Here is a 26,439-nt window from a genome sequence, read left to right on the forward strand (position 1 = left end):
CAAGATCGGCGCGATAAAGGAAGATCACCCCTTCCTTCGACTATCGTTCGTAAAATGTTTGGAGGATGACGGTGCTGCGGGTGGCCACATTCGCCGTCGCGCGGATCTCCTGGAGCAGTTGTTCGAGCGCCCGAGGCGAGGCGACGCGCACGAGCAGGATGTAGCTCTCGTCCCCCGCCACGGAGTGGCAGGATTCGATGGCGTCGATGTGCCGCAACCGCGCCGGCGCGTCATCGGGTTGGGACGGGTCGAGAGGGGTGATCGCGACGAACGCCGACAGCATCAACCCGAGCGCTTCGGGATCGACCTTCGCCGCGTATCCGCGGATCACCTGCCGGGCTTCGAGGCGGCGAACCCGGGACTGCACCGCGGAGATCGACAATCCGGCCTTCTCGGCGAGAGTGGCCAGCGTCGCCCGGCCGTCCACCACCAGTTCGCGCATGAGCAGCCGGTCGATCTCGTCCAGGGACTCCTTCGAGTTTTCCGCCATCAGCGCAGGCTAATCGAACCGGAAAGGACATCGACGATGAATCCGACTGGCAATCTGCACGATCGCGCCGCGGCCGCGCTGCGTCGCTGCGGGGCGAGCGCCCCCGCCCTCGACGGCGCCCACACGGTCACCAGCCCGATCGACGGCTCGGAGCTCGCGCGGTTGCACCCCGCCCGCGGCGCGGACGTCGACGCCACGGTCGCCGCGGCGAGCGCGGCCTTCGGGCACTGGCGGCAGGTCCCGGCGCCGATGCGGGGACGGCTGGTCCGCAGGCTCGGGGACCTGCTCGGCGAGCACAAGTCCGATCTCGCCGAGCTCGTCACGCTCGAGGCCGGGAAGATCCCCTCCGAAGCGCTCGGCGAGGTGCAGGAGATGATCGACATCTGCGAGTTCGCGGTCGGCCTCTCGCGCCAGCTCTACGGCCGCACGATGCCCTCCGAGCGACCCGGCCACCGGCTGATGGAGACGTGGCATCCGCTGGGGGTGGTCGCGGTGATCTCTGCGTTCAACTTCCCCGTCGCCGTGTGGTCCTGGAACACCGCGATCGCGCTCGTGTGCGGCGATCCGGTGGTGTGGAAGCCCTCCGAGAAGACCCCGCTCACGGCGCTGGCCTGCCACGCGCTGCTCGAGCGGGCCGCGGGCGACGTGGGCGCCCCCGCCGGCCTGCACCACGTCCTGGTCGGCGACGCTGCCGTCGGCGAGGCGCTGGTCGACGATCCGCGCGTCGCGCTGGTCAGCGCGACGGGCTCGATCCGGATGGGCCGCATCGTCGCGCCCCGGGTGGCGGCGCGGTTCGGGCGCTGCCTGCTCGAACTCGGCGGCAACAACGGCGCGATCGTCGGCCCCTCCGCCGACCTCGACCTCGCCGTGCGGGCCGTGGTGTTCGCCGCGGCCGGCACCGCCGGGCAGCGCTGCACCACCCTGCGACGGCTGATCGCCCACCGCTCCGTCGTCGACGAGCTGACCGAGCGGATCGCCAAGGCCTACTCGGGGCTGCGGGTGGGCGATCCGTTCGACGACGGGGTGCTCGTCGGACCGCTGATCGACGGCCGTGCCCACGCCGCGATGCGGACCGCGCTCGAGCGCGCCGAACTCGACGGCGGCATTCTCGTCACCGGCGGCGACGCGGTCGAGGTCCCCGGTGACGGGGTGTACGTCCGGCCCGCGGTCGTGCGGATGCCGGCGCAGACGGACGTGGTGCGGGAGGAGACGTTCGCCCCGATCCTCTACGTGCTGACCTACGACGGCTTCGACGAGGCGATCGCCCTGCACAACGGGGTACCCCAAGGACTTTCGTCGTCGATCTTCACCACCGACCAGCGTGAGGCCGAGCGCTTCCTCGCCGCCTCGGACTGCGGCATCGCCAATGTCAACATCGGCACCTCCGGCGCGGAGATCGGGGGCGCGTTCGGCGGCGAGAAGGAGACCGGCGGCGGCCGCGAGTCGGGTTCGGACTCGTGGAAGGCGTACATGCGCCGCGCCACCAACACGATCAACTACTCCGACGATCTGCCGCTGGCGCAGGGTGTGGAGTTCGGTTGAGCGACAAGCTGGTTCCGTACCGACTGTGGGGGTGCCGACCGGACCGGTTCGACACCGAGATCGAGGGCGAGTTCGCGTGGACCGACCACATCGTGCGGACCCTCGGCGCGGCGTTCGAGCCGGCCGGCGCCGAGATCCGGAGGGAGGTGTCCCTGCTGCCGGAGACACACGGCGTCAGCGTGCGCGCGGACGGGCTGACGCTGGGCATCCTCGGCGACGGCGACGCGCTGCGCTACGGGCCGGTGCTCCGCCGTGTCGTCGCAGGCGGGTATCTGCCGACCGTGCCGGGCCGCATCTGGGCCGCCGATGCGGGCGCCTACAACGACGACCCGGCCCGCAGCGGCCGCGTCATCGCCCGCGTCTCGGTCAGCCTCGGCGCCCCGGCCCGACTGGTGCCCCGCAACGATCCTCCGGACGTGCCCTACACGCTGCTGCCCCCGGGCCGGACCCTCCAGGTCACCGGGGAGGAACGACACTTCGACCTGCTGCACCCCTACGCCGACCCGCCCGGCAAGTACGCCCTGCTCGTCACCCTCCACGAGGCGGACGGCGCGCTGGTGGAGGTGCGGGTGGCCGACCGGGCGTGCGGATACCTGGGCCGGCGGTCCAGTGCGCGTCTGCTGCCGATCGTGACGCACCTGTCCGCGCGTGGACTCCGCACCGCCGCGCGGGCCGCGGTGAGCGGATCCCGGCTGGCGGCCGAGGTGACGGTGTCGGTGACGCCGGCCGACGAGATCGACGAGCGCGTCCTGGACGGACCGCCGGTGGTCGTGCCGCGGCTGGCGCACGGCCCGGTCGCCGACCCGCCCGACCCGGTGCTGCCGATGCACCGGTACCACGGGTGGGGCGGGCAGATCGTCGTGCAGGGCGACCGGCTGTGGATCCTGCGGGAGGGCCCCGTGGCGCGGGCGTTGGGTCCGGTTCCGTTGACGCCCAAGCGGATCCGTCTGCGGGACGTGGTGGACGTGCAGTTCCGCCCGGCGCTGCCCCAGACCGACGGCATGCTCCGGATCGTGACGGGCAGCGGCCGGGACGGCGCGCCGGCGTCGGCGGATCCCGACACGGTGGTGTTCCACCATCCCGACCGGCAGCGATTCCAGGCGCTCGCCGAGTGGCTGCGGCACGTCGCAGCCGTGAACGCCGGACCGCCGTCGTGAGAGGCACCCCTCAGGGCCGCCGCAGCAGCTCGGCCTCCCCCGGTTCGACGACGATCGTGGCCGGTTCGGTCCGGCCGTAGTACCGCGTACGCAGGAGCCAGCTCCGCGCGTGGGACAGTTCCGAGCGCCACCCGGCCAGGTAGTACTTCCGGCCGAAGCGGGCTATGACGGTCGCCGGTGGCCCGCCCGGCCGCACGGTGGCCCGGCCGTGCAGCCGCAGGACGGGTCCCCGCTCGCCGTCGTCGAGCAGCACCACGACGTCGGGATTCGCGGCCGCGTTGCGCGCCGCCACGGTGCTGCGACCGGTGCCGAAGTACAACCGGCCGTCGACCTGCACGAACCACAGCGGGGACAGGGCCGCCGCGCCCTTCGGGGAGCGGGTTGCCAGGCGCGCGACGAGGGCACGGTCGAGGAAGTCGCGCACGACGGCGTCGTCGGCCTTCACGCGTCCCGCTCCTCGTGCAGGGTCGCGTAGTCCCACGCGGTGGCCCGCCGGGGCGTGAACACGAACCAGGCGAGGTCCTCGCGACCGTCGGGGGCGGGGGCATCCGCCGCGGCGAGGCGTCCGCGCCAGTTCACCGCCCGCAGCTCGAACCAGAATTCGCCGTCGTCGAGCAGGACGGTGACCCGGTCGAGACCGGCCGACGGCGGCACCGACTCCCGCGGCACACCGACCCACAACTCGCCGTCGCGTCGCCGGACCCGCGCGGGCAGCGCAGTGACCGCACCGGCGTCGTCGAACGCGACCGCCGCCCGACCGTGCTCGAGCAGCCTGCCGGCAAGCGGTTCCGGTTCGACGCGCTGGGTGATCCGCCCCATGCCGACAGACGATACCGCCGGATCATCCGCGGCGGCCGGGATCGCGCGGGGCCGGCCGGATCCGGATCGGTTCGGGCACCGTGACGGTCTCGTTGCCGGGCAACGGCTCCCCGCGGCGCCGCCCGACGTCGGCGACCGTGTCGACGTCCGCGAGCGGCTGCGCCCCCTGCCGCGCGACGGCCTCGTCGTAGAGCTCGAACCACGGGAATCCGCGCCCGGTGTAGTCGGCGGCGGCCAGGGGCCGGGTCGGTGGGTCCTCCCCGGTGACCGTGCGCCACTGCTCGCTGTTCACCAGGTGCACGTCGACGACCGAGCGGTGGTCGAGGTCCCACGCGTCGTGCGGTTCGACCGGGGTGGCGACGCCCTGCTCGACGGACCCGCCGGCACCGAGCCCCATGGCCGCGGCCGGCGCGAAGGAGTGCATCGGACGGCGGGCGTCGAACTCGGCACGTTCCTCCCATCGTCGCGCCCGCATGGGGTACGCCGCGATGCGGACCCCGCCCTGCGCCGGCCCGGACCGCAGCTGCTCCTCGACGCTGTAGCCGGAACCGAGTGGCATCGCGACGAACTGGCGCACCCGCCCCTGCGCCACGACGAAGCCGTCGAGCCACGGTTGCGCCGGCACCTCGAGGTAGTCCTCGCGTTCGAAGTCCGGCACCGGCGACCAGGTTTCGCCGGTGAGCGCGTCGACGTCCCCGGCGGCGACCTTCGCCAGGAACGGGTACCGGGACTCGAACCCGAGCCAGCACGCCTCCGACTGCCACATCGGCATCACCAGTCCGCCGCGGGACCGCCACGAGTCCGGTATCCGGGCGTCCTCGAGTCCGGCGACGGTCCGCAGCGGGAACCGTCCCAGGCCGGGCGGCAACGGGTAGGTGTTGCCGTCGTCCGGCACCCGCAGGGTGCGGTGGAACGAGACGGCCATGCGGGCGGCGGCGTGCACCTCGGGGAACTCGACCACCAGGCGGTCCTTCTCGAGAGCGAGCGCCACGTCGTCCCTCCTGTCCGCATGCTCCGGTGCCGTTCACGTGCGGGTGAGGGTACGCCGAGCGGACGGGCCGGTCGAGCAGTTGCGCCGAGCGCCTCTCGGCTCACGTGACCCGGGCCACAGCTGTGGTAGACCAAGGGGCATGTTTCCTGGGAACTTCGTCGCCACGACCCCCGACAAGCCCGCCATCGTGCGGCCCGCCACCGGGGAGTCGCTCACCTACCGGCAGCTCGACGAGAGCTCCGTCCGCCTCGCGAAATACCTGCGCGCCGCCGGCCTCGAGCGGGGCGACCACATCGCGCTGATCTCGGACAACGACCTGCGGGTGATGGAGGTCTACTGGGCGGCGCTGCGTTCCGGCCTGTACGTCACGGTGGTCAACTGGCACCTCACCCCCGCCGAGGCCGCCTACGTGGTCAACGACTGCGGCGCGAAGGTGCTCCTCGCCTCGGCGGGCGCGGCGACCGCGATCGACACCCGTTCCGGGGCCTACCCGAACGTGATCCGCCGGCTCGTGTACGGCGGTGCACTGCCCGGCTTCGACGACTACGCCCACGCGCTCGCGGCATTCGATGCCTCGCCGCTGGAGTCGCAGCCGCGTGGTCAGGACATGCTCTACTCCTCGGGTACCACCGGCCGGCCCAAGGGCATCAAGCCGAAGCTGCCCGAGGGGCAGGTCCAGGACGTCCCGGACCCCTACACGGCGGTGTTCGCCCCGATGTACGGCTTCGATGCCGAGTCGGTGTACCTGTGCCCGGCCCCGCTGTATCACGCTGCGCCGCTTCGCTTCTGCGGAGTGGTGCAGTCCGTCGGGGGCACGGTGGTCCTCATGGACCGGTTCGAGCCGGAGGAGGCGCTCGCCCTGATCGAGCGTTACCGCGTCACCCACAGCCAGTGGGTGCCGACGATGTTCGTGCGGATGCTCAAGCTCCCCGAGGAGGTGCGCGGCAAGTACGACATGTCGAGCCTGAAGGTCGCCATCCACGCGGCGGCGCCGTGCCCGCCGGAGATCAAGCGCGCCATGATCGAGTGGTGGGGCCCGATCGTGTACGAGTACTACGCCTCCACCGAGGGCGCGGGCGCCACGTTCATCGACTCGGAGCAGGCGCTTGCACACCCGGGATCCGTGGGTCGCGACGGCGTGATGGGCGTCGTCCACATCTGCGACGACAGCGGCGCCGAGCTGCCGGTCGGTGCCACCGGCACGGTGTGGTGGGAGCGCGACGAGCGGCCGTTCGAGTACCACAACGACCCGGAGAAGACCGAGGAGGCGACGCACCCCGATCATCCGACCTGGACCACCAGCGGCGACATCGGATACCTCGACGAGGAGCGCTACCTGTACCTCACCGACCGGGCCGCGTTCACGATCATCTCCGGCGGCGTGAACATCTACCCGCAGGAATCGGAGAACGTCCTCACCCTGCACCCCAAGGTGTACGACGTCGCGGTGATCGGGGTCCCCAACGAGGAGATGGGCGAGGAGGTCAAGGCCGTCGTCCAGCTCGCCGACGGCGTCGAGCCCGGACCCGAGGTCGAGCGCGAGCTCCTCGACTTCGTCCGCGAGCGCGTCTCCCACTTCAAGGCGCCGCGCAGCATCGACTTCTCCGACGACCTGCCGCGCACGCCCACCGGCAAGCTCGTCAAACACAAGCTGCGCGCCCGCTACCTCACCCCGGCAGGCTGACCGTGTCCGCCGATCTCGCCGAACTCGCCGACCAGCTCCCGGCCGGCGCGCTGATCACCGATCCGGACCTGCTCGCCGGGTACCGGCAGGACTGGGCGCGCGATCCGGACGCGGCGGTGCCGCGCGCGGTCGTGCGGGCCACGCGCACGGCGGACGTGCAAGCCACACTGCGATGGGCGAGCGCCCACCGGGTGCCCGTGGTGCCGCGCGGCGCGGGCACCAGCCTGTCCGGCGGGGCGGGCGGGGTGCCGGGCGGGATCGTGCTGAGCACCGAGCGGATGCGGGCGATCACCGTGGACCCGGTCACCCGCACGGCGGTCGTCCAGCCGGGACTGCTCAACGCCGAGGTCAAGCGGGCCGCGGCCGAGCACGGGCTGTGGTATCCGCCCGACCCGTCCTCGTTCGAGATGTGCACGATCGGCGGCAACGCGGCGACCAACGCCGGGGGGCTGTGCTGCGTGAAGTACGGCGTCACCACGGACTACGTCCTCGGCCTCGAGGTGGTGCTCGCCGACGGCACCGCGGTGCGGCTCGGCGGACCCCGCCTCAAGGACGTGGCGGGCCTGTCGCTGACCAAGCTGTTCGTCGGCAGCGAGGGCACCCTCGGCATCATCACCGAGGTGACCCTGCGGCTCCTCCCGCCGCAACCGCCGGCATCGACGATGGTCGCCACGTTCGGCTCGGTCCAGGCCGCGGCCGACGCGGTGCTGGCCGTGACGGCCACGTTGCGCCCGGCGATGCTCGAGTTCATGGACCGCGCCTCGATCAATGCGGTCGAGGACGCGCTGCACATGGGACTGGACCGCGACACCGAGGCGATGCTCATCGCCCGGTCCGACGCGCCCGGCACGGCCTCGGCGCAGGAGATCGCGACGATGGTGCGGGCGTGCGAGGACGCCGGTGCCGAGGAGGTGTTCTCGACCGACGACCCCGAGGAGGGCGAGGCGTTCGCGGCGGCGCGGCGGATGGCCATCCCGGCGGTCGAACGGACCGGCAGCCTGCTGCTCGAGGATGTCGGCGTGCCCCTGCCGGCCCTGCCGGCACTGGTCGGGGGTGTCGCCGAGATCGCCGACCGCAATGCGGTGACGGTGGCGGTGATCGCGCACGCCGGCGACGGCAACACCCATCCGCTGATCGTGTACGACCCCGCCGACGCCGACCAGACGGCCCGCGCGCACGTGGCCTTCGGGCAGATCATGGACCTGGCGATCGCGCTGGGCGGCACCATCACCGGGGAGCACGGGGTGGGCCGGCTGAAGAAGGCGTGGCTGCCGGATCAGGTGGGTCCCGACGTGATGGCCCTGACCCGGCGGATCAAGGCGGCGCTCGACCCGGAATCCATCCTCAATCCGGGCGTCATCCTCTGAAGCAAGATCGAGTACGGTGGCCGCGTGCGTGAGGACCGAATCCAGTGAACGCCCGTACGCCCTTGTCGCCGGCGGGCCTGCCGCTGCGCGACACCCGCTACCGGACGTTCGAGCAGTACCCGGAGTTCGCCGCGGCGACAGCCTGGCTGCGCGACTACGTGCGCGCCGCGGTGCCCAACCCGAGGATGAGTGAACGCGAGTACTGGTCGGTGGTGTGCCTGCCGCCGCACGACGGCTCCATCGAGGCGGAACCGCTGGTGAGCGTGCACGTCGGCGCGATCGAGGCCGCGGGGCTGTACGTGGAGGCCCCGGCGGCGCAGCCCCGCCGGATCGGCGGCCGGGTCACCGTGGCCGTCGACGACCTCGAGGCGGCCGCCGGAACGAGCGTGGACGTGCTCGCGGCGGCCCACTCGGACCTGCGGTTCCGCCCCGACGGGCCGGTCGTGTCGATCGGCTGGTCCGACGGACCCGCCAGCCGCGCGCAGTTCGCCGCCGTGCCGTGGGAGCCCGCCGCCGCCGCACTCGTCGGACGCGTGATGCGCAACGGCAAGTGCCGATGGTCGGCTCACCACTGCGCGCAGCTCGCTCGGTTCGCGCTGGCCGACTGACGTCCGGCCCCCGACCCGCCGGCCGGGGGCCACCGGCACGAGCGCGGCGTCCGGGAAACCTCCGGCGTGTCGTACCGGCGGTGCACCATGGAACGGTGACCGACGTCCTGACCCGTTTCTCCGAGCCCACCCGGCAGTGGTTCGCGGGCGCGTTCGAGGCCCCGACCGCCGCGCAGCTCGGGGCCTGGGAGTCGATCTCGTCCGGCGCGCACACCCTGGTGGTGGCCCCCACCGGGTCGGGTAAGACACTCTCGGCGTTCCTGTGGTCGCTCGACCGCCTCGCGGCCACCCCGACCGAGCACTCCGGCACCCGCGTGCTCTACGTCTCCCCGCTCAAGGCCCTCGCGGTGGACGTGGAACGGAACCTGCGCTCGCCGCTGGTCGGCATTACCCAGACCGCGCGGCGGCTCGGCCTCGAGCCGCCGGAGATCACCGTCGGCGTACGCTCGGGCGACACGTCGGCGGCGGACCGGCGCGCCCTGATCCGCACCCCGCCGGACATCCTCATCACCACCCCCGAGTCGCTGTTCCTCATGCTCACCTCCGCGGCGCGCGAGACGCTCGCCGGCGTGGAGACCGTCATCGTCGACGAGGTGCACGCCGTCGCCGGAACGAAACGCGGTGCGCACCTTGCTCTTTCTCTCGAACGGCTCGATCTGCTGCTCGGGCGGCCGGCGCAGCGGATCGGCCTGTCGGCGACGGTGCGCCCGCACGAGGAGGTGGGCCGGTTCCTCGCCGGGACCGCGCCGATCCGCATCGTCGCCCCGCCGTCCGCCAAGACGTGGGATCTCACGGTGCGGGTGCCCGTCGAGGACATGACCGAACTGGGCGTGCAGCCGGAACCCTCGGACGACGGGATGCCGGGGGTTCCGCAGGCCGGGTCGATCTGGCCGCACGTCGAGGAGCAGATCGTCGACCTCATCGTCGCGCACCGTTCCACCATCGTGTTCGCCAACTCCCGCCGCCTCGCCGAGCGGTTGACGGCCCGGCTCAACGAGATCCACGCCGAACGCGAGGGGGAGGCGGTGGACCGCCGGCCCCCGCCCCCGGCGCAGATCGGGGCGCCCACCGAGGTCGCGTTCGGCGCGCAGCCGCTGCTGGCGCGGGCGCACCACGGCTCGGTGAGCAAGGACCAGCGGGCGCTGATCGAGGACGACCTGAAGTCCGGGCGGCTGCGCTGCGTCGTCGCCACCTCGAGCCTCGAACTCGGCATCGACATGGGTGCGGTCGACCTCGTGATCCAGGTGTCGGCACCACCGTCGGTGGCGAGCGGACTGCAGCGCGTCGGGCGGGCGGGCCACCAGGTGGGCGAGGTCTCCCGCGGGGTGCTGTTCCCCAAGCACCGCACCGACCTGGTGCACTGCGCGGTCACGGTCGAACGGATGGTGGGCGGGCACATCGAGGCCCTGCAGGTGCCGGCCAACCCGCTGGACGTGCTCGCCCAGCAGACCGTCGCCGCGGTCGCCCTCGAGCCGCTCGACGTGGACGAGTGGTTCGACACGGTGCGGCGCAGCGGCTCCTTCGCGACGCTGCCCCGCTCGGCGTACGAGTCGACGCTGGACCTGCTGGCCGGGCGGTACCCGTCGGACGAGTTCGCCGAGCTGCGGCCCCGGGTGGTGTGGGATCGCACCGCCGGCACCCTCACCGGCCGGCCGGGCGCGCAGCGGCTGGCCGTCACCTCGGGCGGCACGATCCCCGACCGCGGCCTGTTCACCGTGTACATGGTCGGCGAGAAGGCCACCCGGGTCGGAGAACTCGACGAGGAGATGGTGTACGAGTCCCGGGTGGGCGACGTGTTCGCGCTCGGCGCGACGAGCTGGCGCATCGAGGAGATCACCTTCGACCGGGTGCTGGTCTCCCCCGCCTACGGGCAGCCCGGCAGGCTGCCGTTCTGGCACGGTGACGGAGTCGGCCGCCCGGCCGAACTCGGCGCCGCCCTGGGGGCGTTCGTGCGCGAACTGGGGCACGCCGATCCGGAGGACGCCGCCGCCCGGTGCCGTCGCGGCGGCCTCGACGACAACGCGACCGCCAACCTGACACGGCTGCTCGAGGAGCAGCGCAACGCCACCGGCCACCTGCCCACCGACCGGACCCTGGTGGTCGAGCGGTTCCGCGACGAACTCGGCGACTGGCGCCTCGTGCTGCACTCCCCGTACGGGATGCGCGTGCACGCGCCGTGGGCGCTCGCCGTGGGCGCACGGCTGCTCGACCGGTACGGCGTCGAGGCCGCGCCCACGGCCTCGGACGACGGCATCATCGTCCGGCTCCCCGACACCGAGGACGCCCCGCCCGGCGCGGAGGTGTTCGCCTTCGACACCGACGAGATCGAGGACCTGGTCACCGAGCAGGTGGGCGGCTCGGCGCTGTTCGCCTCCCGCTTCCGGGAGTGCGCGGCGCGGGCACTGCTGCTGCCGCGGCGCACGCCCGGCAAGCGGGCGCCGCTGTGGCAGCAGCGGCAGCGCTCGGCGCAGCTGCTCGACGTGGCCCGTCGCTACCCCACCTTCCCGATCCTGCTCGAGACGGTGCGGGAATGCCTGCAGGACGTCTACGACCTGCCCGCCCTGCGGGACCTGCTCGGCCGCGTCGCCCGGCGGCAGGTCCGCATCGTGGAGGTCGAGACGGCCACCGCGTCACCGTTCGCGACCTCACTGCTGTTCGACTACGTCGGCGCGTTCATGTACGAGGGCGACAGCCCCCTGGCAGAACGGCGTGCCGCGGCCCTGTCGCTGGACTCGACACTGCTCGCCGAACTGCTCGGGCGTGTGGAGCTGCGGGAACTGCTCGACGCCGACGTCGTTGCCCGGGCCGAACTGGAGCTGCAGCACCTGGCCCCGGACCGCAAGGCCCGCGACGCCGAAGGTGTCGCGGACCTGCTCCGGCTGCTCGGCCCGCTGACCGAGACCGAGATCGCCGAGCGCACCACGGCCGATCCCGCCGCATGGCTCGACGAGCTGGATGCGCAGCGACGGGTGCTGAAGGTGTCCTTCGCCGGCCACGAGCGGTGGTCGGCCATCGAGGACGCCTCGCGTCTCCGGGACGCGCTCGGGGTGCCGTTGCCGATCGGCGTGCCGACGGCGTTCGTCGAGCCGGTGCCCGATCCGCTGGGCGACCTGATCGGCCGGTACGCCCGCACCCACGGCCCGTTCACCGCGGCGGAGGCGGCGGCCCGGTTCGGGCTCGGCACCGCGGTGGTGCAGGACGTGCTGCACCGGCTGGCCGCCGAGAAGCGGGTCAGCGCAGGTGAATTCCGGCCCGGCACGACGGGCGCCGAGTGGTGCGACACCGAGGTGCTGCGGCGGCTGCGGCGACGGTCGCTCGCGGCGGCACGACACGAGGTGGAGCCGGTCGGCACCGCCACCCTCGGCCGGTTCCTGCCGGCGTGGCAGCACGTGGGCGGCGGCCTGCGCGGGGTGGACGGGGTGGCCGCGGTCGTCGAGCAACTGGCCGGGGTGCCGGTGCCGGCGAGCGCTCTCGAGCCGCTGATCCTCGCGCCGCGGGTGCGGGACTACTCCCCCGCGATGCTCGACGAACTCACCACGACGGGCGAGGTGCTGTGGGCGGGGTCGGGGCAGATCTCCGGCAAGGACGGCTGGGTGTCGCTGCACCTGACCGACACCGCCCCCCTGACCCTCGCGCCGGCGGCCGAGATCGAACAGACCGACGTCCACCGCGGCATCATGGACACGCTCGCGGGCGGCGGGGCGTTCTTCTTCCGTCAGCTCACCGAGGCCCTCGGCACCACCGACACGGAAACCGCCTCGGCACTGTGGGATCTCGTGTGGGCCGGCCTCGTCTCGGGGGACACGCCGGCCGCGCTGCGCGCCCTCGTCGGCGACACCTCCCGCGCGACCCCCGCGCACCGCACGCCCCGACGCGCCCCGCGCGCCCGGATGTACCGCGGCCGTCCGGCGCTGCCGAGCCGGACCGGGCCACCGACGGTCGGTGGGCGGTGGTCGCTGCTGCCCGACCGGGAAACCGATCCGACGGTGCGCGCCCACGCCGCCGCGGACCTGCTGCTCGAGCGCTACGGTGTGGTCACCCGCGGCGCGGTCGTCGCCGAGGGCGTGCCGGGCGGCTTCGCTCTGATGTACAAGGTACTGAGCCGGTTCGAGGAGACGGGGCGGTGCCGCCGCGGCTACTTCGTCGACACGCTCGGCGGTGCGCAGTTCTCCACCCCGGAGGTCGTGGACCGGTTGCGGTCCTACGGCGAGTCGCTCGAGGGCCGCCACACCGGCACACCCGCGGTGACGCTGGCCGCGTGCGACCCGGCGAACCCGTACGGCGCGGCACTGCCTTGGCCGAAGTCGGCGGCGCCCGAGGACTCGCCGCGGCACCGCCCCGGCCGCAAGGCCGGGGGGCTGGTGGTGCTCGTCGACGGCGAGCTGGGTCTGTTCGTCGAACGCGGCGGCCGCACGGTACTGACGTTCACCGAGGACCCGGGGACACTCCGCGGTGCGTGCGCGTCACTGGCCGGGTCGGTCAAGGGCGGGGGCCTCGACACGCTCGTCGTCGAGAAGGTCGACGGCAGTTCCATTCACGGTCACCTGTTCGCGGAATTCCTCGCCGAGGCCGGCTTCTCGGCCACCCCCCGCGGTTTCCGGTTGAGGGCCTGATGCCCGAGGGCGACACCGTCTTCCAGGCGGCCACCCGGCTGCGCCGCGCCCTCGCGGGAAAGCCGTTGACGCGCTGCGACATCCGCGTGCCCCGGTACGCGACGGTCGATCTGACCGGCACCGTGGTCGACGAGGTGCTCGCCCGGGGCAAGCATCTTCTGATCCGCGTCGGTGCGCACACCCTCCACACCCACCTGAAGATGGAGGGGGTGTGGGACGTCCACGCGCCCGGGACCCGCTGGCGCCGTCAGGGATATCACGCCAGGATCGTGCTCGCGGTCGCGGACGCCGAGGCCGTGGGCTTCGACCTCGGGATCGTCGAGGTGCTGGACCGCGACCGCGAGGAGGAGGCCGTGGGACACCTGGGACCCGATCTGCTCGGCCCGGACTGGGACCCGGCAGCCGCCGCCGCGAACCTGATGCGCGATCCGGGCCGACCCGTCGGTCTGGCGCTGCTCGATCAACGGGTGATGGCCGGGGTGGGCAACGTGTACCGGTGCGAGCTGTGCTTCCTGCGGGGCGTGCACCCGTCGACACCGGTCGCGGACGCGGGAGATGCGGCCGCCTGGGTCGATCTGGCGCACCGCCTGCTGGTGTTCAACCGGGACCGCGTCAGCCGGATCACTACCGGCGACCGCCGGCCCGGCCGGGGCACATGGGTATACGGACGCGCGGGCAAGCCGTGCCGCCGGTGCGGAACCACGATCCGGACCGGCATGCTGGGGTCGGCGAGCGACCCGGATCGCAAGATCGACTGGTGCCCGCACTGTCAGCCGCGCGACGGGGGCGGCTGAGCCGGCGCGTCCCGCCGGCTCGGTCGTCCCGCAGCTCGGTGGTTGCGCAGCTCGGTGGTTGCGCAGCTCAGTGGTTGCGCAGCTCAGTGGTTGCGCAGCGCGTCGATGAGCTCGCCCTTGCGCTTGGACGAGTAGCCCGAGATCCCGAGCTCCTTGGCCCTCTTCTTCAACTCGTCGACGGTCCAGTCCTCGTAGGACCCCGACGTACCGCCCTTGTGGCCGACGGAGGACCGGCCGCGCTTCGCCGCCGCGTTCGAGATCCGGGCGGCCTTCTCCTTGGAGGCGCCGTCGTCGCGCAGTTCCTGATACAGCTTCTCGTCCTTGATCGACGACCTGGGCATGATGCCCCTCCCTTCGTCGAGCGTGCCGTCGTCTCGCGAATACCCCTCCGCCTGCGGCTCTACACTTCCGGCCTGGACGAGCAGGCCCACGCAGTGCCGCACCAACCGCTCCGGCGACACCGCGACGGTGCCGTCCAGATAGCCGATGAACAGGCTCGTCAGCGCCCCGACGAGCCCGACCGCCACCATGTGCCGCTCCTCGCGGTCGGCGATCGCCGTGAGCTGCTGCTGGACGAGCAGCACGAACGTGGGAGCGAGGTCGAGTCCCTGACCACCGAGCGACGGCTCCCGCAGCGGGCCGAGCAGCAGCACCCGGCCCAGGGCCGGGCGGTCGACGATCAGCTCGACGAAGGCCCGGACCGCCGCCTCGGGAAGATCCCCCGGTCGCGGGGCCGTACCGACCGCGGCCTCCAGCGCCGTGCGCACCCGTTCGCCGACGGCGGCATACACGGCGCGCACGAACGCGTCCCGGTCGTCGAAGCTTTCGTAGAAGTACCGTTCCGTCAGTCCGGCCGCCCGGCACACGGCGCGCACGTTGACCGCCGGCCCCTCGGGCGCGCCGAGCAGATCGATGCCCACCGAGAGCAGCGCGTCGCGGCGTGCCCGCCGGCGTTCCGCCATGTCGGTGCCGCCCCAGCGCCGTCGCACCCTCTCCACCACCGCGATCCCGTCGTCGACCACCTGCGTCGTCGGATCCTACGCCGCGGCCCGGACGCAGCGGATGTGTGCGGTCGCAGGCTCCGTGCGACCGCCGTCTGTCACCCTTGTCGGCATGGACTCCGATGCCCACGCGCTCCTGCACGGTCCGTTGTTCTCCCGGCGCACACCTCTGGACCGGGACAACGCCGCCAGCCGTATCAGCGCCTACATCTACGGCAACGTCCTGGTGCTCGCGGCGCTGGTACCGATCATCACCGGCCCGAAGTACGTCGGCATCGCGATCGTGCTCGGTACGGCGCTGTCGACGTTCGTCGCCCACGCATTCGCCGAGGCGGTCGGGCACACCGTGCGCCAGGGGACCCCGCTGACCCGGGCGGAGAAGATCGCCGAACTGCGCAATTCGGTGCCGATCCTGAGTTCGGCGGTCCTGCCGTGCGTGATCCTGGGACTCGGCTGGCTGGGCTGGCTCGAGCCGCGCACGGCCCAGCTGCTCGCCGAGGTCGCCGTGCTGCTGCGGATCGGTGGCATCGTCTTCGTCATCGGCCGGCTCAACGGGGAGCGGCCGGGGCGGACCTCACTGGTGAGTGCCGTCGCACTCACCGCGGTTGCCGCGACCGTGGTGCTCGTCAAGGTCATCCTGACCCACTGACCTTCCCGGCCACTGACCTTCCCGGCCACCGACAGGGCTGGGACGCGCGCCGGTGGCGCCTCAGACGCCCGTCGGGACCGGCTCGAGGATCTCCGCGCGGGCCTCCGGGGCGGCGGCCCGCAGCGCATCGGCGGACTCGTCGTCGGGCCGGCTCTGCGAGCGGATCTCCGCTTCGACCCGGGCCCGGTAGGTCGCAATCTCCTGCTCCACCGTCGCGGCATCCCAGCCGAGGACGGGGGCGACCAGGCGGGCCGTCTGCTCGGCGCAGTGCACGCCGCGGTGCGGGTACTCGATGGAGATGCGGGTGCGGCGGGCGAGGATGTCCTCGAGATGCAGCGCTCCCTCCGCGGCCGCCGCGTACACGACCTCCACCTGCAGGTACTGCGGCGCATCCGTGAGCGGCTCGAGCAGCTCGGGACGGTCGGCCGCCAGTTCCAGCATCTCGTCGATCAGCGACCCGTACCGGTCGAGCAGATGCTTGACCCGGTACGGGTGCAGGCCGTACCGCTCGGCGAGCTGCATCGTCTGGTTCACGAGCGCGAAATAGCCGTCGGCACCCACCAGCGGCACCCGCTCGGTGATGGACGGGGCGATCCGCGCGGGGATGTCCTCGGCCGCCAGGTCGACGGCGTCCTCGGCCATCACGCGGTAGGTGGTGTACTTGCCGCCGGCGATCGCCACGAGGCCGGGTGCGACCCGGGCGACGGCATGCTCGCGCGACAGCTTCGACGTCTCGTCGCTCTCCCCGGCCAGCAGCGGCCGCAGGCCCGCGTACACGCCGTCGATGTCGTCGTCGGTCAGCGGGACGACCAGGACCCGGTTCACGTGGTCGAGGATGTAGTCGATGTCGGCCTTCGTCGCGGCCGGGTGGGCGAGGTCGAGGTTCCAATCGGTGTCGGTGGTGCCGATGATCCAATGGCTGCCCCACGGGATCACGAACAGCACCGACTTCTCGGTGCGCAGGATGATCGCCGAGTCGCTGACGATCCGGTCGCGCGGCACCACGATGTGCACGCCTTTCGAGGCGCGCACCCGGAACCGGCCGCGCTGCCGGGACAGGGCCTGGATCTCGTCGGTCCACACCCCCGTGGCGTTGATCACCACGTGCCCCTTCACCTCGGTGACCGACCCGTCCTCCGAGTCGCGCACCCGCACGCCGGAGACGCGGTCGGCCTCGCGCAGGAACCCGACCACCTGGGTCGAGGTCCGCACCACGGCGCCGTAGTGCGCGGCCGTGCGGGCCACGGTCATGGTGTGACGGGCGTCGTCGACGACGGTGTCGTAGTACCGGATCCCGCCCACGAGCGAGTCGCGCTTGAGCCCGGGCGCCATGCGCAACGCCGCGGAGCGGGTCAGGTGTTTCTGCGCGGGCACGGACTTGGCGCCGCCCATCCGGTCGTACAGGAAGATGCCCGCGGCAATGTACGGGCGCTCCCACACCCGGTGGGTGAGGGGGAAGAGGAACTTCAACGGCTTGACCAGGTGCGGAGCCAGCGTCGAGAGCGACAGCTCGCGTTCCCGCAGCGCCTCGCGGACGAGCCCGAACTCGAGCTGCTCGAGATACCGCAGCCCACCGTGGAACATCTTCGACGAGCGGCTCGACGTGCCGGAGGCGAAGTCCCGTGCCTCCACGAGGGCGACCTTCAACCCGCGGGTGGCGGCGTCCAGGGCGGCACCGGCGCCGACGACGCCGCCGCCGATGACAACCACGTCGAACTGCTCCGAACCGAGCCGTCGCCACGCGTCACGGCGCTGCTGCGGCCCGAGAATCTGGACGCCTGGTTGGTTGGTCACCGCATCGCTCCCGTGAGTCGCCGACGTTTCCGCACTCAGGCTAGTAGGTTCGTCCGCAGACTGCCGTCCCGAACCATACGCCCGGAGAGGTTGCCGTGACCCGATACATCGCCGCGATCGATCAGGGGACCACGTCGAGCCGCTGCATCATCTTCGACCACGACGGCCGCATCGTGGCCTGGGCCCAGACCGAGCACGAGCAGATCCTCCCCCGCGCCGGCTGGGTGGAACACGATCCGGAAACGCTGTGGCTCAACACCCGCGAAGTCGCCGCCCTGGCCCTGGCGAAGGCGGATCTGACACGCGCCGACATCGCCGCGATCGGCATCACCAACCAGCGCGAGACGACGGTCGTGTGGGAACGCTCCACCGGCCGGCCCGTCCACAACGCGATCGTGTGGCAGGACACCCGCACCGATCGCCTGGTCGAGCAGCTCGCCGGCGACGCGGGCGTGGACCGGTATCGCAAGGCCACGGGCCTGCCGCTGTCGACGTACTTCGCGGGCCCGAAGGTGCGGTGGATCCTCGACAACGTCGAGGGCGCCCGGGAGAAGGCGGAGGCCGGCGAGCTCGCGTTCGGGACGGTGGACAGCTGGATCCTGTGGAACCTCACCGGCGGCACCGGCGCGGGCAACCGGCAGCCGGGAGTGCATCTCACCGACGTCACCAACGCCTCTCGCACGATGCTCATGAATCTCGAGACGCTGCAATGGGATCCGGACATCTGCGCGGACTTCGGGATCCCGATGTCGATGCTGCCGGAGATCCGCAGCTCGTCGGAGATCTACGGGTACGCCCGCGAACGCGGGCCGCTCGCCGGCGTCCCGGTGGCGGGCATCCTCGGCGACCAGCAGGCCGCGACGTTCGGCCAGGCGTGCCTGTCGCCGGGCGAGGCGAAGAACACCTACGGGACCGGGAACTTCCTGCTCCTCAACACCGGGACGACGCCGGTCCGGAGCGAGCACGGGCTGCTGACCACCGTCTGCTACCGCGTCGGCGACGCCCCGGCGGTGTATGCCCTCGAGGGTTCGATCGCGGTCACGGGGTCGCTCGTGCAGTGGATGCGCGACAATCTCGGGCTCATCCGCACGGCCGCGGAGATCGAGGATCTCGCCGCGACCGTCCCCGACAACGGCGGCGCGTACTTCGTGCCGGCGTTCTCCGGCCTGTTCGCGCCGCGGTGGCGCCCCGACGCGCGCGGCGTGATCGCCGGGCTCACCCGCTTCGTCAACCGGGGGCACCTGGCGCGCGCCGCGCTCGAGGCGACCGCCTACCAGACCCGCGAGGTGATCGAGGCGATGCACGCCGACTCCGGCGTCGAGTTGCACACCCTGAAGGTGGACGGCGGGATGGTCGTCAACGAAACCCTGATGCAGTTCCAATCGGACATCCTCGGCGCCCCGGTGGTCCGGCCCGTGGTCGCCGAGACCACCGCGCTCGGCGCGGCCTACGCGGCGGGCCTGGCGGTCGGCTTCTGGGACGGCGAGGACGACATCCGGCGCAACTGGGCGGCCGGCCGCACCTGGGAACCGAAGATGGACGCCGCCGAGCGGGAGCGGCTCTACGCCGAGTGGAACAAGGCGGTCGAGCGGACCTACGGCTGGGCCTGAGCCGCGTTACGCACGGGCCGTCCTGTGCTGCAGGGCGCGCACGGCGCGGCCGAGCCGGCGCGCCGCCTCGGCGAGGTCGGCCTCCCCGGCGGTGGCGAAGCACAGCCGTGCAGTGCGACCGTGGTCCCCGGACACCGCGAAGGCGGTCCCCGGCACGAACGCGACACCGTGCTCGGCCGCGACGGGCAGCAACTCGGCCGTGTCGAGCTCACCGGCGAACCGCACCCAGGTGAACATGCCGCCGCGCACGGCGGAGGAGACGACCGCGTCGCCGAACTCCGCGGCGAGGGCGGTCGACAGCGCCGTGGCCCGGGCGCCGTAGGTGCCCCGGAGCCGGTCGAGATGCCCGGCGTACCAGGGCCCGTCGGCGAGGAGCGCGGCGGCGATCGCCTGGGTCAGGGACGAGCCGCACAGATCGGCGCCCTGTTTCAGCAGCTCCACGGCCGCGCACAGCCGCCGGTCGCCGTGCAGCCAGCCCACCCGTAATGCCGGGGCGAGGGTCTTCGAGGCACTCGAGAGCCGGACGACGCGGTCCGACCAGGACGCGACGGGCGCCGGAGGTGCCTGTCCGAACCACAGCTCGCCGTACGGATCGTCCTCGACGACGCGGAATCCGTACCGGTCGGCGAGGGCCGCGAGGTGCCGGCGCCGAGCCGCGGACAACACGACCCCGCGCGGGTTGTGGAACGTGGCGACGGTGTGCACGAGCACCGGCCGCTCCCCCGCCGCCAGGAGGCGTTCGAGCGCCTCCGTGTCCATGCCGTCGTCGTCGAGCGGTACCGGGACCACGCGGGCCTCGGCGGCGTGGAAGACCTGCAGCGCACCGGTGTACGCGGGCTCCTCGACGATCACCGTGTCACCCGGGTCGAGCAGCACCTGAGCGAGCAGGCTCAGCGCCTGCTGGGAGCCGTGGGTGACGACGACCTCGTCCGGGTGGACGGCGCGGCCGAGCCGCTCGCCCTCCCGCTCGGCGAGCACGGCGCGCAGGTCCCCGCGACCGGAGGTCGCGGCGTACTGGGCGGCAGCCGGGTCACGGAGCACGGTGGCGGCCGCGTCGGCGATCTCCGCGGTGGGCAGCAGCTCGGGCGCCGGGAGCCCACCCGCGAGGCTGAGGACGTCCGGTCGGGCGGTCAGGGCGAGCAGATCACGGATGGCGGAGCTGCGCAGGCCGCGCAACCTGCGGGCGGTGCGGATACTGCCGTCGACGGACACGGGAACTCCTGGACGGGTTGAGAGAAGACCTCTTTCGTCCCGGGTCCGCGGTCGGCGCGAGGCTGTCGATGACGGACCGGATCCGGTCCTCGCCCCACCGTAGCACCACCTGCCCATAGCGTGGAATGCGGATCCCACACTATGGAACCCTGATCCGGTGGGGCGAAGCCGGCGCGGGAGCCGCGGCGCGCCGGCCTCGGGGAACCCTCATCCCGGAACGTGCTCACCCCGGCAGGGGGTGCAGCACCCGCGTACGCATCGCATCGGCAGCGACGTCACGCGGGTCGGTGAGGTAGTACTCCCGGAACGGCCCCTCGGCCGCGAGACCGCGCTCGTCGAGCCACCCGAACAGTGCGTGGTAGGCGACCGGCAGCAGCGCGACCGGACCGACGAAGTCCACGCCCGCGAAAGTCCCGCCCGGCAGCGTCGTCGTGGCAGTTTCCGCACGTCCGAGCGGGGACCGCAACTCGAGACCGACGCCGAACTGCACCACGCCGTCGAGGGTGGCCGGGTACTGCCCCACCACCGGCGCGTCGGTGGGCAGCCCGGCGCTCGACGCGTCGGCCAGCAGCGCCGTCACGAGGTTCGTCACATCCGAATCCAGAGATTCGGCGGTCGATTCCCCATTGCGCCACAAGACCGTTCGATCCTCGATCCAGTGCCGGCGCACGGCGAGGCCGCCGGCTTCGGCCTCGGCGAGGGAGGCGACGAGGGCGAGCGCCCGGTGCTTACGGGCGGCCTCGCGCTCGATCCGTTCCCGCTCCGCGGCGAGGACGACCTCGGTGTGTCCGGGGTCCTGCAGGAGGAGACGGATCGCGGGGACGGATACCTCGGCTCTGCGCAATACCGCGATGCGCAGAGCCGAGGCGAGCTGCTCGCGCGAGTAGTACCGGTATCCGGTACGCGGATCGACCCGGCCTGGAGCGAGCAGCCGTTCGCGGTCGTAGTGGCGCAGCGTCCTGACGCTCAACCGGGACATCCGCGCGAACTCGCCGATGCTCAGCCATCCGTCGGCCGGGCTCACCCGGTCACCACCGCCCCGCTTCCGGCAACCTCCGGCGCGTACGGGATCACCGTGATGACGTCGACGAGCAGGCCGTCGGGATCGACGGTCATGAAGTGCCGCTGCCCGAAGTCCTCGTCGCGCAGTTCCAACGCGACCGGGAGTGCGAGGTCGCCGGCGCGCGCATACACGGCGTCCACGTCGTCGACCTCCACCGAGATCAGCACGCCGGCGGGAGCGGAGAGGTGGGCTCGGGGAATCGTCTCGTGGCCGCGTGCCACGAGACCGAGCTGCACGGTCTCGTCGGTCGCCGCCTGCAGCTGCGCATACCAGCCGCTGTCGAAAACCACACGCAGACCGAGCAGCCCGGCATAGAAGTCGCGGCTGCGGGCGACGTCGTGAGCGGGGACCACGGGGAAGATGCTGTTCGTTCGCATGCGTCCACCGTCGACCCTCCCCCAGCGAGAGAGTCAAGAACGTCGACGCCGGTCATCCCGCTCAGTCCAGGTGGTCGTCGTGCCGCATCAGCTGGCGCGCCGCCTCGGTGATCGACCCGGTCAGCGACGGGTACACCGAGAAGGTGTGGGCGAGATCGTCGACGCTGAGATTGTTCTGCACCGCGATCGCGATGGGCAGGATCAGCTCCGAGGCGGTGGGGGCGACCACCACGCCACCGATCACGACGCCGGTGGCGGGACGGCAGAAGATCTTCACGAAGCCGCGGCGCAGCCCCGACATCTTCGCACGGGGATTGGTGTGCAGCGGCAGCATCACGGTGCGGGCCGGCACCTCGCCGTTGTCGATCGCGGCCTGGCTGACGCCGACCGTGGCGATCTCGGGCCGCGTGAACACCGCCGAGGCGACGGTCTTGAGCCGGATCGGGCTCACCCCCTCGCCGAGGGCGTGGTACATCGCGATGCGGCCCTGCATCGCGGCCACCGACGCCAGCGGCAGCAGCCCGGTGCAGTCGCCGGCGGCGTAGATACCCGAGACGGACGTGCGCGAGACCCGGTCGACCTGGAGGTAACCGCCCCGGTCGAGTTGCAGGCCGACCTTCTCGAGCCCGAGGTCGGAGGTGTTCGGCACCGAGCCGACCGTCATCAGGGCATGGCTGCCCTCGACGATGCGCCCGTCGGCCAGCTTGACCCGGATCCCGTTCGCGGTGCGCTCGACGGCGTCGGCACGGGCGTGCTTGACCAGGTTCACGCCCCGCTCGGCGAAGGCGTCCTCGAGCACGAGGGCGGCGTCCTCGTCCTCGTGCGGCAGCACCCGGTCGCGGCTCGAGACCAGCGTCACCTGGACACCGACCTCCGTGTAGGCGGAGACGAACTCGGCGCCGGTGACACCGGAACCGACGACCACGAGGTGCTCGGGCAGCGCGTCGAGGTCGTAGAGCTGACGCCAGTTGAGGATGCGGTCGCCGTCCGGCTCCGCGCCGGGCAGCACCCGCGGGCTCGCGCCGGTCGCGATGAGCACGACGTCGGCGTCGAGGATCCGCTCCTCGCCCGTGAAGAGGTTGGCGCGCACCTGGTGCGCCGCCATCCCGACCTGGCTGTCGATGAGCTCGCCGCGGCCGCTGAGCAACTGCACGCCGGCCGCCTCGAGCTTGGTGCGGATGTCCGCGGACTGCGCGCGGGCGAGGCTCTTGACCCGGGCGTTGACCTCGGGCAGCGCCACCCCGGAGCTTTCGAGCTGGACGCCGAGGTCGGCGGCTCGGCGCATGTCGGTGCGGATGCCGGTGGACGCGATGAACGTCTTGGACGGCACGCAGTCGAAGAGCACGCAGGCACCGCCGACCCCGTCCGAATCGATCAGTGACACGGTCGCGCCGTACTGAGCCGCCACCAGCGCCGCCTCGTAGCCCGCAGGGCCGCCGCCGATGATCACGATCCGGGTCATTGTTCTCCTCTGTATCGATTCCGAGATGGTCCTCGGTCCGGGTGTGCGGGCGCCGGGGTTGCCGAACGTCCGCAGACACGCTATGCCACCGGCCCCGTCCTGCGCACGCGGACTCGGCCACGCAGCGGCCAGCGCCCCGTGTCCTGCGCCGGACGGTCAGCCATTAGCCTGTACCCCGTGCCGATCTACGCCGCCTACGGCTCCAACATGCATCCCGAGCAGATGCTGCAGCGCTGCCCGCATTCGCCGATGGCCGGAACCGGCTGGCTCCACGGCTGGCGGCTGACGTTCAGCGGCGGCGACATCGGCTGGGAGGGTGCGCTCGCCACCGTCGTCGAGGATCCCGACTCGAAGGTGTTCGTGGTGCTGTACGACGTACCCGACGAGGACGAACGCAGCCTCGACCGGTGGGAGGGCTCCGAACTCGGCATCCACCGCAAGATCCGGCTGCGCGTGGACACCGACGACGGTCCCGTGCTCGCCTGGCTGTACGTCCTCGACGCGTACGAGGGCGGCCTGCCGTCGGCCCGCTACCTGGGCGTGATGGCCGACGCCGCCGAGATCGCGGGAGCCCCCGCCGACTACGTGCGCGACCTGCGCACCCGCAACAGCCGCAACGTCGGGCCGGGCCGGCCCGACAGCTTCTAGTCCCCGGCCGGGCGGTCCGGGTAGAACGGCACGGGGACGCCGACCCGCAGCGTCACCGGATCCCCGGCCTGCACGTCGTGCGATGCGGCCCGCTGCGCCCGGATCGTCTGCCCGGCTCCGGTCACCCGCACCTCCGTCAGTGCCCCGCCGAAGGCGATGTCGAGCACGGTGAACTTCGACGGCTCGTCGGCCGCGGCGACCTGCACCTGTTCCGGGCGCACGAGCACGTGACCCTTGCCGTGGGCCGGGGCGGCGAGCGGGACCGCACCGATCACCGTGTGCGCGCGGTCGCCGTCCGCATCGGCGTCGAGCACGACCGAATCCCCCACGAATGCGCCCACCTCGAGCGTCGCGGGCCACCGATAGACCTCCTCCGGGGTGCCCACCTGGGCGACACGCCCGCCGAGCATCACCGCGACCGTGTCCGCGATGGCCAGGGCCTCGGCCTGGTCGTGGGTGACCAGCACGGAGGCGACCTCCTGGTCCCGCAGCAGGGTGCGGACCTCGGCGCGCAGACTGGCCCGCAGCCCGGCGTCGAGGGCGCTGAACGGCTCGTCGAGCAGTACGACGGACGGGTTCGGGGCCAGCGCCCGCGCCAGCGCGATGCGCTGCTGCTGGCCGCCGGACAGCTGCGACGGCTTGCGCTGACCGGTGCCGGCCAGGCCGACCAGGTCGAGCAGTTCCGCCACGCGGCGGTGCCGGACGGACTTCTGCCGCACCATCGATCGCCACGTCGGCTGCACCAGCCCGTAGCCGACGTTGCGCGCCACGCTCAGATGCGGGAAGAGCGCACCCTCCTGCGGCACCAGCCCCACCCCCCGGCGCTCCGGCGGCAGAGCCGTGAGGTCGCGTCCGTCCGCGACGACGCGCCCCGCGCTCGCCGGGTGCAGACCCGCGACGACGCGCAGCAGCGTGGTCTTGCCCCCGCCCGAGGGCCCGAGTACGGCCAGCAACGCGCCTCGCTCCACCGTCAGCGAGACGTCGCTGACGACCTCGGTCCGCCCGTACCGGGCGCATACGCCCTCGATGGAGAGCCCGCTCATTCCTCACCGCCACTTTCCGCATCGACCCGGCCCCGCAACAGTCGGCCCAGCACCAGCGACGGCAGCGCGGCGATGAGCACCAGGATCGCGGCGTACGGGGCCGCCGAACCGTATTCGAGGGTCTCGGTGTACTTCCACATCCGTGACGCCAGGGTGTCCTCCCCGATCGGCACGAGCAACAACGTCGCGGGCAGTTCCTTCGCGATGGTGAGGAACGCCAGCGCCGCGCCCGCCACGACACCGGGCGCGGCCAGCGGGATCATCACCCGGACGCCGGTCCGCAGCCGTCCGCTGCCGAGGGTCGCGGACGCGTCCTCGAGGCCGAGCGGGATCGAGGCGACGGCCGCGCGGATCGACCCGACGGCGAGCGGCAGGAACAACACCGCGTAGCCGATCACGAGCATCGGGGTGTGCTGGTACCACTGCGGCAGCAGCCGGATACCGAAGAAGACCAGAGCCAGACCCACGGTGATGCCGGGCAGCGCGAACCCGACGTAGGAGGCGCTCTCGGTGAACCGCGCCACCGGCGAGGTCGAACGCGCCGCCAGGGTGCCCACCGGCAGGGCCAGCGCCGTCGTCAGCAACGCCCCCAGGGCCGCCACCCACAGCGTGTACGTCGTCGCCGTCCAGATCCCCGCCCAGTCGATCGCCGCCTGCTGCGAGAACCACAGCCAGCGCGCAAGTCCGGCCAGCGGCACGCCGACGCTCACCACCAGCACGACGGCGAGGAACGTCAGGGCCGTCCACCGCTGCCCGCCCAGCGGCACGGCCGCGGCGGCTCGTGGGGCGCCGGAACCGACGCGCGCGGTGGCCCCGCGGCGCACCCGGCGCTCGGAGACCGTCAGCGCGACGGCGAGAACGACGAGCACCAAGCCGAACACCGCGGCCGGGGTGCGGTCGAGCAGCCCCCGGTAGCTGCCGTAGATGGCGAGGGTGAAGGCCTCGTACCGCATCAGCGCGACGGCGCCGAAGTCGCTGAGGGTGTACAGCGCCACCAGCAGGCCGCCGGCCGCCGCGGTCGGCCACACCTGACGCAGGGTCACGGTGAGCGTGGTGCGCAGCCGGGACCGGCCGAGGGTGCGGGCCACCTCCTCGAGTCCCGGATCGACCGAGGCCAGCGCGGCGGACACCGGCAGGTACACGTACGGGAAGCTCGCCGCGGTGAGGACCAGCGCGGCCCCCGCGAAACCCGCGAGGCCGGGGAACTGGGCGATGTAGACGAAGCCGGACACGTACGACGGGATGGCGAGCGGAACACTCAGCGCCAGGGCGAACCACCGCCGGCCGGGCAGGTCGGTGCGTGCCGTGAGCCACGCGGCGGTGACGCCGATCACGAGGCAGGCGACGGTGACGGTGAGCGCGAGAATGCCGCTGCGCCACACCAGATCGAGGGTGCGCTGCCGGAACACCAGCGACCACACGCGGTCGGGGCCGTCTGCGAACGCACGCATGACCAGGTGTGCCACCGGGGCGAGCGCGAACACCGAGACACCCAGCGCAGCCAGCGTGAGAACG

The 26,439-nt window shown here is 72.5% G+C and carries 22 protein-coding genes and 1 pseudogene; 10 read left to right on the plus strand and 13 right to left on the minus strand.

Translation table 11 applies throughout. The annotated features are described in order from the left end of the window. Nucleotides 1-40: 40 nt before the first annotated feature. Nucleotides 41-490, minus strand: a complete 450-nt coding sequence (locus KZJ41_RS18615; RefSeq protein ID WP_006939604.1) for an Lrp/AsnC family transcriptional regulator — start codon at nt 488-490, stop codon at nt 41-43. A 36-nt stretch (nt 491-526) separates the two neighbouring features. Here KZJ41_RS18615 and KZJ41_RS18620 point away from each other — a divergent pair, with 36 nt between their 5' ends. Further along, complete coding sequence (locus KZJ41_RS18620) at nt 527-2,032, plus strand: aldehyde dehydrogenase family protein (protein WP_161995057.1); 1,506 nt, start codon at nt 527-529, stop codon at nt 2,030-2,032. Beyond that, on the plus strand, nt 2,029-3,189 hold the full coding sequence (locus KZJ41_RS18625; protein ID WP_251549390.1) for a hypothetical protein: 1,161 nt from the start codon (nt 2,029-2,031) through the stop codon (nt 3,187-3,189). Before KZJ41_RS18620 ends, KZJ41_RS18625 begins: the two co-directional genes overlap by 4 nt. 10 nt (nt 3,190-3,199) lie before the next feature. On the opposite strand, the gene KZJ41_RS18630 is transcribed toward KZJ41_RS18625, so the two are convergent. The 3 genes from KZJ41_RS18630 to KZJ41_RS18640 are packed head-to-tail and all read right to left on the minus strand — an operon-like array spanning nt 3,200 to nt 4,999. Beyond that, complete coding sequence (locus tag KZJ41_RS18630) at nt 3,200-3,634, minus strand: pyridoxamine 5'-phosphate oxidase family protein (protein ID WP_251549392.1); 435 nt, start codon at nt 3,632-3,634, stop codon at nt 3,200-3,202. Further along, on the minus strand, nt 3,631-4,008 hold the full coding sequence (locus tag KZJ41_RS18635; RefSeq protein WP_006939610.1) for a hypothetical protein: 378 nt from the start codon (nt 4,006-4,008) through the stop codon (nt 3,631-3,633). Before KZJ41_RS18635 ends, KZJ41_RS18630 begins: the two co-directional genes overlap by 4 nt. Nucleotides 4,009-4,030: 22 nt before the next feature. Further along, the gene (locus tag KZJ41_RS18640; protein ID WP_251549394.1) at nt 4,031-4,999 is read right to left on the minus strand and encodes a hypothetical protein; all 969 of its coding nucleotides are present in this window, start codon (nt 4,997-4,999) and stop codon (nt 4,031-4,033) included. A 139-nt stretch (nt 5,000-5,138) separates the two neighbouring features. Here KZJ41_RS18640 and KZJ41_RS18645 point away from each other — a divergent pair, with 139 nt between their 5' ends. The 5 genes from KZJ41_RS18645 to KZJ41_RS18665 all read left to right on the plus strand — a co-directional run bounded on the left by KZJ41_RS18645 (nt 5,139) and on the right by KZJ41_RS18665 (nt 14,065). Next, a complete protein-coding gene (locus KZJ41_RS18645; RefSeq protein ID WP_251549396.1) occupies nt 5,139-6,683 on the plus strand; it encodes an AMP-binding protein in 1,545 nt (514 codons plus the stop codon). Continuing rightward, nucleotides 6,680-8,050: an FAD-binding oxidoreductase gene (locus tag KZJ41_RS18650; RefSeq protein ID WP_029547231.1), complete on the plus strand. Its 1,371-nt coding sequence runs from the start codon at nt 6,680-6,682 to the stop codon at nt 8,048-8,050. Before KZJ41_RS18645 ends, KZJ41_RS18650 begins: the two co-directional genes overlap by 4 nt. Before the next feature lie 44 nt (nt 8,051-8,094). Beyond that, complete coding sequence (locus KZJ41_RS18655; protein ID WP_102799826.1) at nt 8,095-8,658, plus strand: hypothetical protein; 564 nt, start codon at nt 8,095-8,097, stop codon at nt 8,656-8,658. Nucleotides 8,659-8,753: 95 nt separating this feature from the next. Further along, a complete protein-coding gene (locus KZJ41_RS18660; RefSeq protein WP_251549398.1) occupies nt 8,754-13,271 on the plus strand; it encodes an ATP-dependent helicase in 4,518 nt (1,505 codons plus the stop codon). Then, complete coding sequence (locus KZJ41_RS18665; protein WP_006939617.1) at nt 13,271-14,065, plus strand: DNA-formamidopyrimidine glycosylase family protein; 795 nt, start codon at nt 13,271-13,273, stop codon at nt 14,063-14,065. The genes KZJ41_RS18660 and KZJ41_RS18665 overlap by 1 nt, the downstream gene beginning before the upstream one ends. Before the next feature lie 83 nt (nt 14,066-14,148). On the opposite strand, the gene KZJ41_RS18670 is transcribed toward KZJ41_RS18665, so the two are convergent. Beyond that, nucleotides 14,149-14,406: a Rho termination factor N-terminal domain-containing protein gene (locus KZJ41_RS18670; protein WP_029544682.1), complete on the minus strand. Its 258-nt coding sequence runs from the start codon at nt 14,404-14,406 to the stop codon at nt 14,149-14,151. A gap of 69 nt (nt 14,407-14,475) precedes the next feature. Next, a pseudogene (locus KZJ41_RS18675) lies at nt 14,476-15,027 on the minus strand (TetR/AcrR family transcriptional regulator); the annotation flags it as partial. A 151-nt stretch (nt 15,028-15,178) separates the two neighbouring features. Between KZJ41_RS18675 and KZJ41_RS18680 the strand changes: the two are divergent. Then, nucleotides 15,179-15,715, plus strand: a complete 537-nt coding sequence (locus tag KZJ41_RS18680) for a hypothetical protein (RefSeq protein WP_006939619.1) — start codon at nt 15,179-15,181, stop codon at nt 15,713-15,715. 60 nt (nt 15,716-15,775) lie between these two features. Here KZJ41_RS18680 and glpD read toward each other — a convergent pair whose 3' ends face one another. Further along, entirely contained in the window at nt 15,776-17,509 is a 1,734-nt protein-coding gene (glpD, locus tag KZJ41_RS18685) for a glycerol-3-phosphate dehydrogenase (protein WP_006939620.1), read from the minus strand. 95 nt (nt 17,510-17,604) lie between these two features. Between glpD and glpK the strand changes: the two genes are divergently transcribed. Next, nucleotides 17,605-19,119, plus strand: coding sequence for a glycerol kinase GlpK (glpK, locus tag KZJ41_RS18690; RefSeq protein WP_006939621.1), 1,515 nt, complete (start codon nt 17,605-17,607; stop codon nt 19,117-19,119). A gap of 6 nt (nt 19,120-19,125) precedes the next feature. Here glpK and KZJ41_RS18695 read toward each other — a convergent pair whose 3' ends face one another. The 4 genes from KZJ41_RS18695 to KZJ41_RS18710 all read right to left on the minus strand — a co-directional run bounded on the left by KZJ41_RS18695 (nt 19,126) and on the right by KZJ41_RS18710 (nt 23,233). Beyond that, nucleotides 19,126-20,331, minus strand: coding sequence for a PLP-dependent aminotransferase family protein (locus KZJ41_RS18695; protein WP_251549400.1), 1,206 nt, complete (start codon nt 20,329-20,331; stop codon nt 19,126-19,128). Between the two features lie 223 nt (nt 20,332-20,554). Then, the gene (locus tag KZJ41_RS18700; RefSeq protein WP_251549402.1) at nt 20,555-21,355 is read right to left on the minus strand and encodes a MerR family transcriptional regulator; all 801 of its coding nucleotides are present in this window, start codon (nt 21,353-21,355) and stop codon (nt 20,555-20,557) included. After that, nucleotides 21,352-21,771, minus strand: a complete 420-nt coding sequence (locus KZJ41_RS18705; protein ID WP_029544686.1) for a VOC family protein — start codon at nt 21,769-21,771, stop codon at nt 21,352-21,354. The genes KZJ41_RS18700 and KZJ41_RS18705 overlap by 4 nt, the downstream gene beginning before the upstream one ends. A gap of 61 nt (nt 21,772-21,832) precedes the next feature. Further along, entirely contained in the window at nt 21,833-23,233 is a 1,401-nt protein-coding gene (locus KZJ41_RS18710) for an NAD(P)H-quinone dehydrogenase (protein WP_006939626.1), read from the minus strand. A gap of 177 nt (nt 23,234-23,410) precedes the next feature. On the opposite strand from KZJ41_RS18710, the gene KZJ41_RS18715 reads away from it, so the two are divergent. Next, nucleotides 23,411-23,881, plus strand: a complete 471-nt coding sequence (locus tag KZJ41_RS18715; protein ID WP_006939627.1) for a gamma-glutamylcyclotransferase — start codon at nt 23,411-23,413, stop codon at nt 23,879-23,881. On the opposite strand, the gene KZJ41_RS18720 is transcribed toward KZJ41_RS18715, so the two are convergent. Together KZJ41_RS18720 and KZJ41_RS18725 are read right to left on the minus strand one after the other, a co-directional pair. Further along, nucleotides 23,878-24,924, minus strand: a complete 1,047-nt coding sequence (locus KZJ41_RS18720; protein ID WP_043801417.1) for an ABC transporter ATP-binding protein — start codon at nt 24,922-24,924, stop codon at nt 23,878-23,880. The two genes, KZJ41_RS18715 and KZJ41_RS18720, sit on opposite strands and share 4 nt — an antisense overlap. Beyond that, the gene (locus KZJ41_RS18725) at nt 24,921-26,408 is read right to left on the minus strand and encodes an iron ABC transporter permease (protein ID WP_050035484.1); all 1,488 of its coding nucleotides are present in this window, start codon (nt 26,406-26,408) and stop codon (nt 24,921-24,923) included. The genes KZJ41_RS18720 and KZJ41_RS18725 overlap by 4 nt, the downstream gene beginning before the upstream one ends. Between the last annotated feature and the right edge of the window lie 31 nt (nt 26,409-26,439).

It is taken from the genome of Rhodococcus sp. 11-3, from assembly GCF_023704055.1.
GTDB lineage: Bacteria > Actinomycetota > Actinomycetes > Mycobacteriales > Mycobacteriaceae > Rhodococcus > Rhodococcus aetherivorans.

What these genes read in the sequence shown, in the direction of transcription:
- KZJ41_RS18680 (WP_006939619.1), top strand. Translation starts at nt 15,179, where the DNA reads ATGGACTCCGATGCCCACGCGCTCCTGCACGGTCCGTTGTTCTCCCGG.
- KZJ41_RS18665 (WP_006939617.1), top strand. Translation starts at nt 13,271, where the DNA reads ATGCCCGAGGGCGACACCGTCTTCCAGGCGGCCACCCGGCTGCGCCGC.
- KZJ41_RS18635 (WP_006939610.1), bottom strand. Translation starts at nt 4,008, where the DNA reads ATGGGGCGGATCACCCAGCGCGTCGAACCGGAACCGCTTGCCGGCAGG.
- KZJ41_RS18720 (WP_043801417.1), bottom strand. Translation starts at nt 24,924, where the DNA reads ATGAGCGGGCTCTCCATCGAGGGCGTATGCGCCCGGTACGGGCGGACC.
- KZJ41_RS18670 (WP_029544682.1), bottom strand. Translation starts at nt 14,406, where the DNA reads ATGCCCAGGTCGTCGATCAAGGACGAGAAGCTGTATCAGGAACTGCGC.
- KZJ41_RS18710 (WP_006939626.1), bottom strand. Translation starts at nt 23,233, where the DNA reads ATGACCCGGATCGTGATCATCGGCGGCGGCCCTGCGGGCTACGAGGCG.
- KZJ41_RS18705 (WP_029544686.1), bottom strand. Translation starts at nt 21,771, where the DNA reads ATGCGAACGAACAGCATCTTCCCCGTGGTCCCCGCTCACGACGTCGCC.
- KZJ41_RS18645 (WP_251549396.1), top strand. Translation starts at nt 5,139, where the DNA reads ATGTTTCCTGGGAACTTCGTCGCCACGACCCCCGACAAGCCCGCCATC.
- KZJ41_RS18620 (WP_161995057.1), top strand. Translation starts at nt 527, where the DNA reads ATGAATCCGACTGGCAATCTGCACGATCGCGCCGCGGCCGCGCTGCGT.
- KZJ41_RS18615 (WP_006939604.1), bottom strand. Translation starts at nt 490, where the DNA reads ATGGCGGAAAACTCGAAGGAGTCCCTGGACGAGATCGACCGGCTGCTC.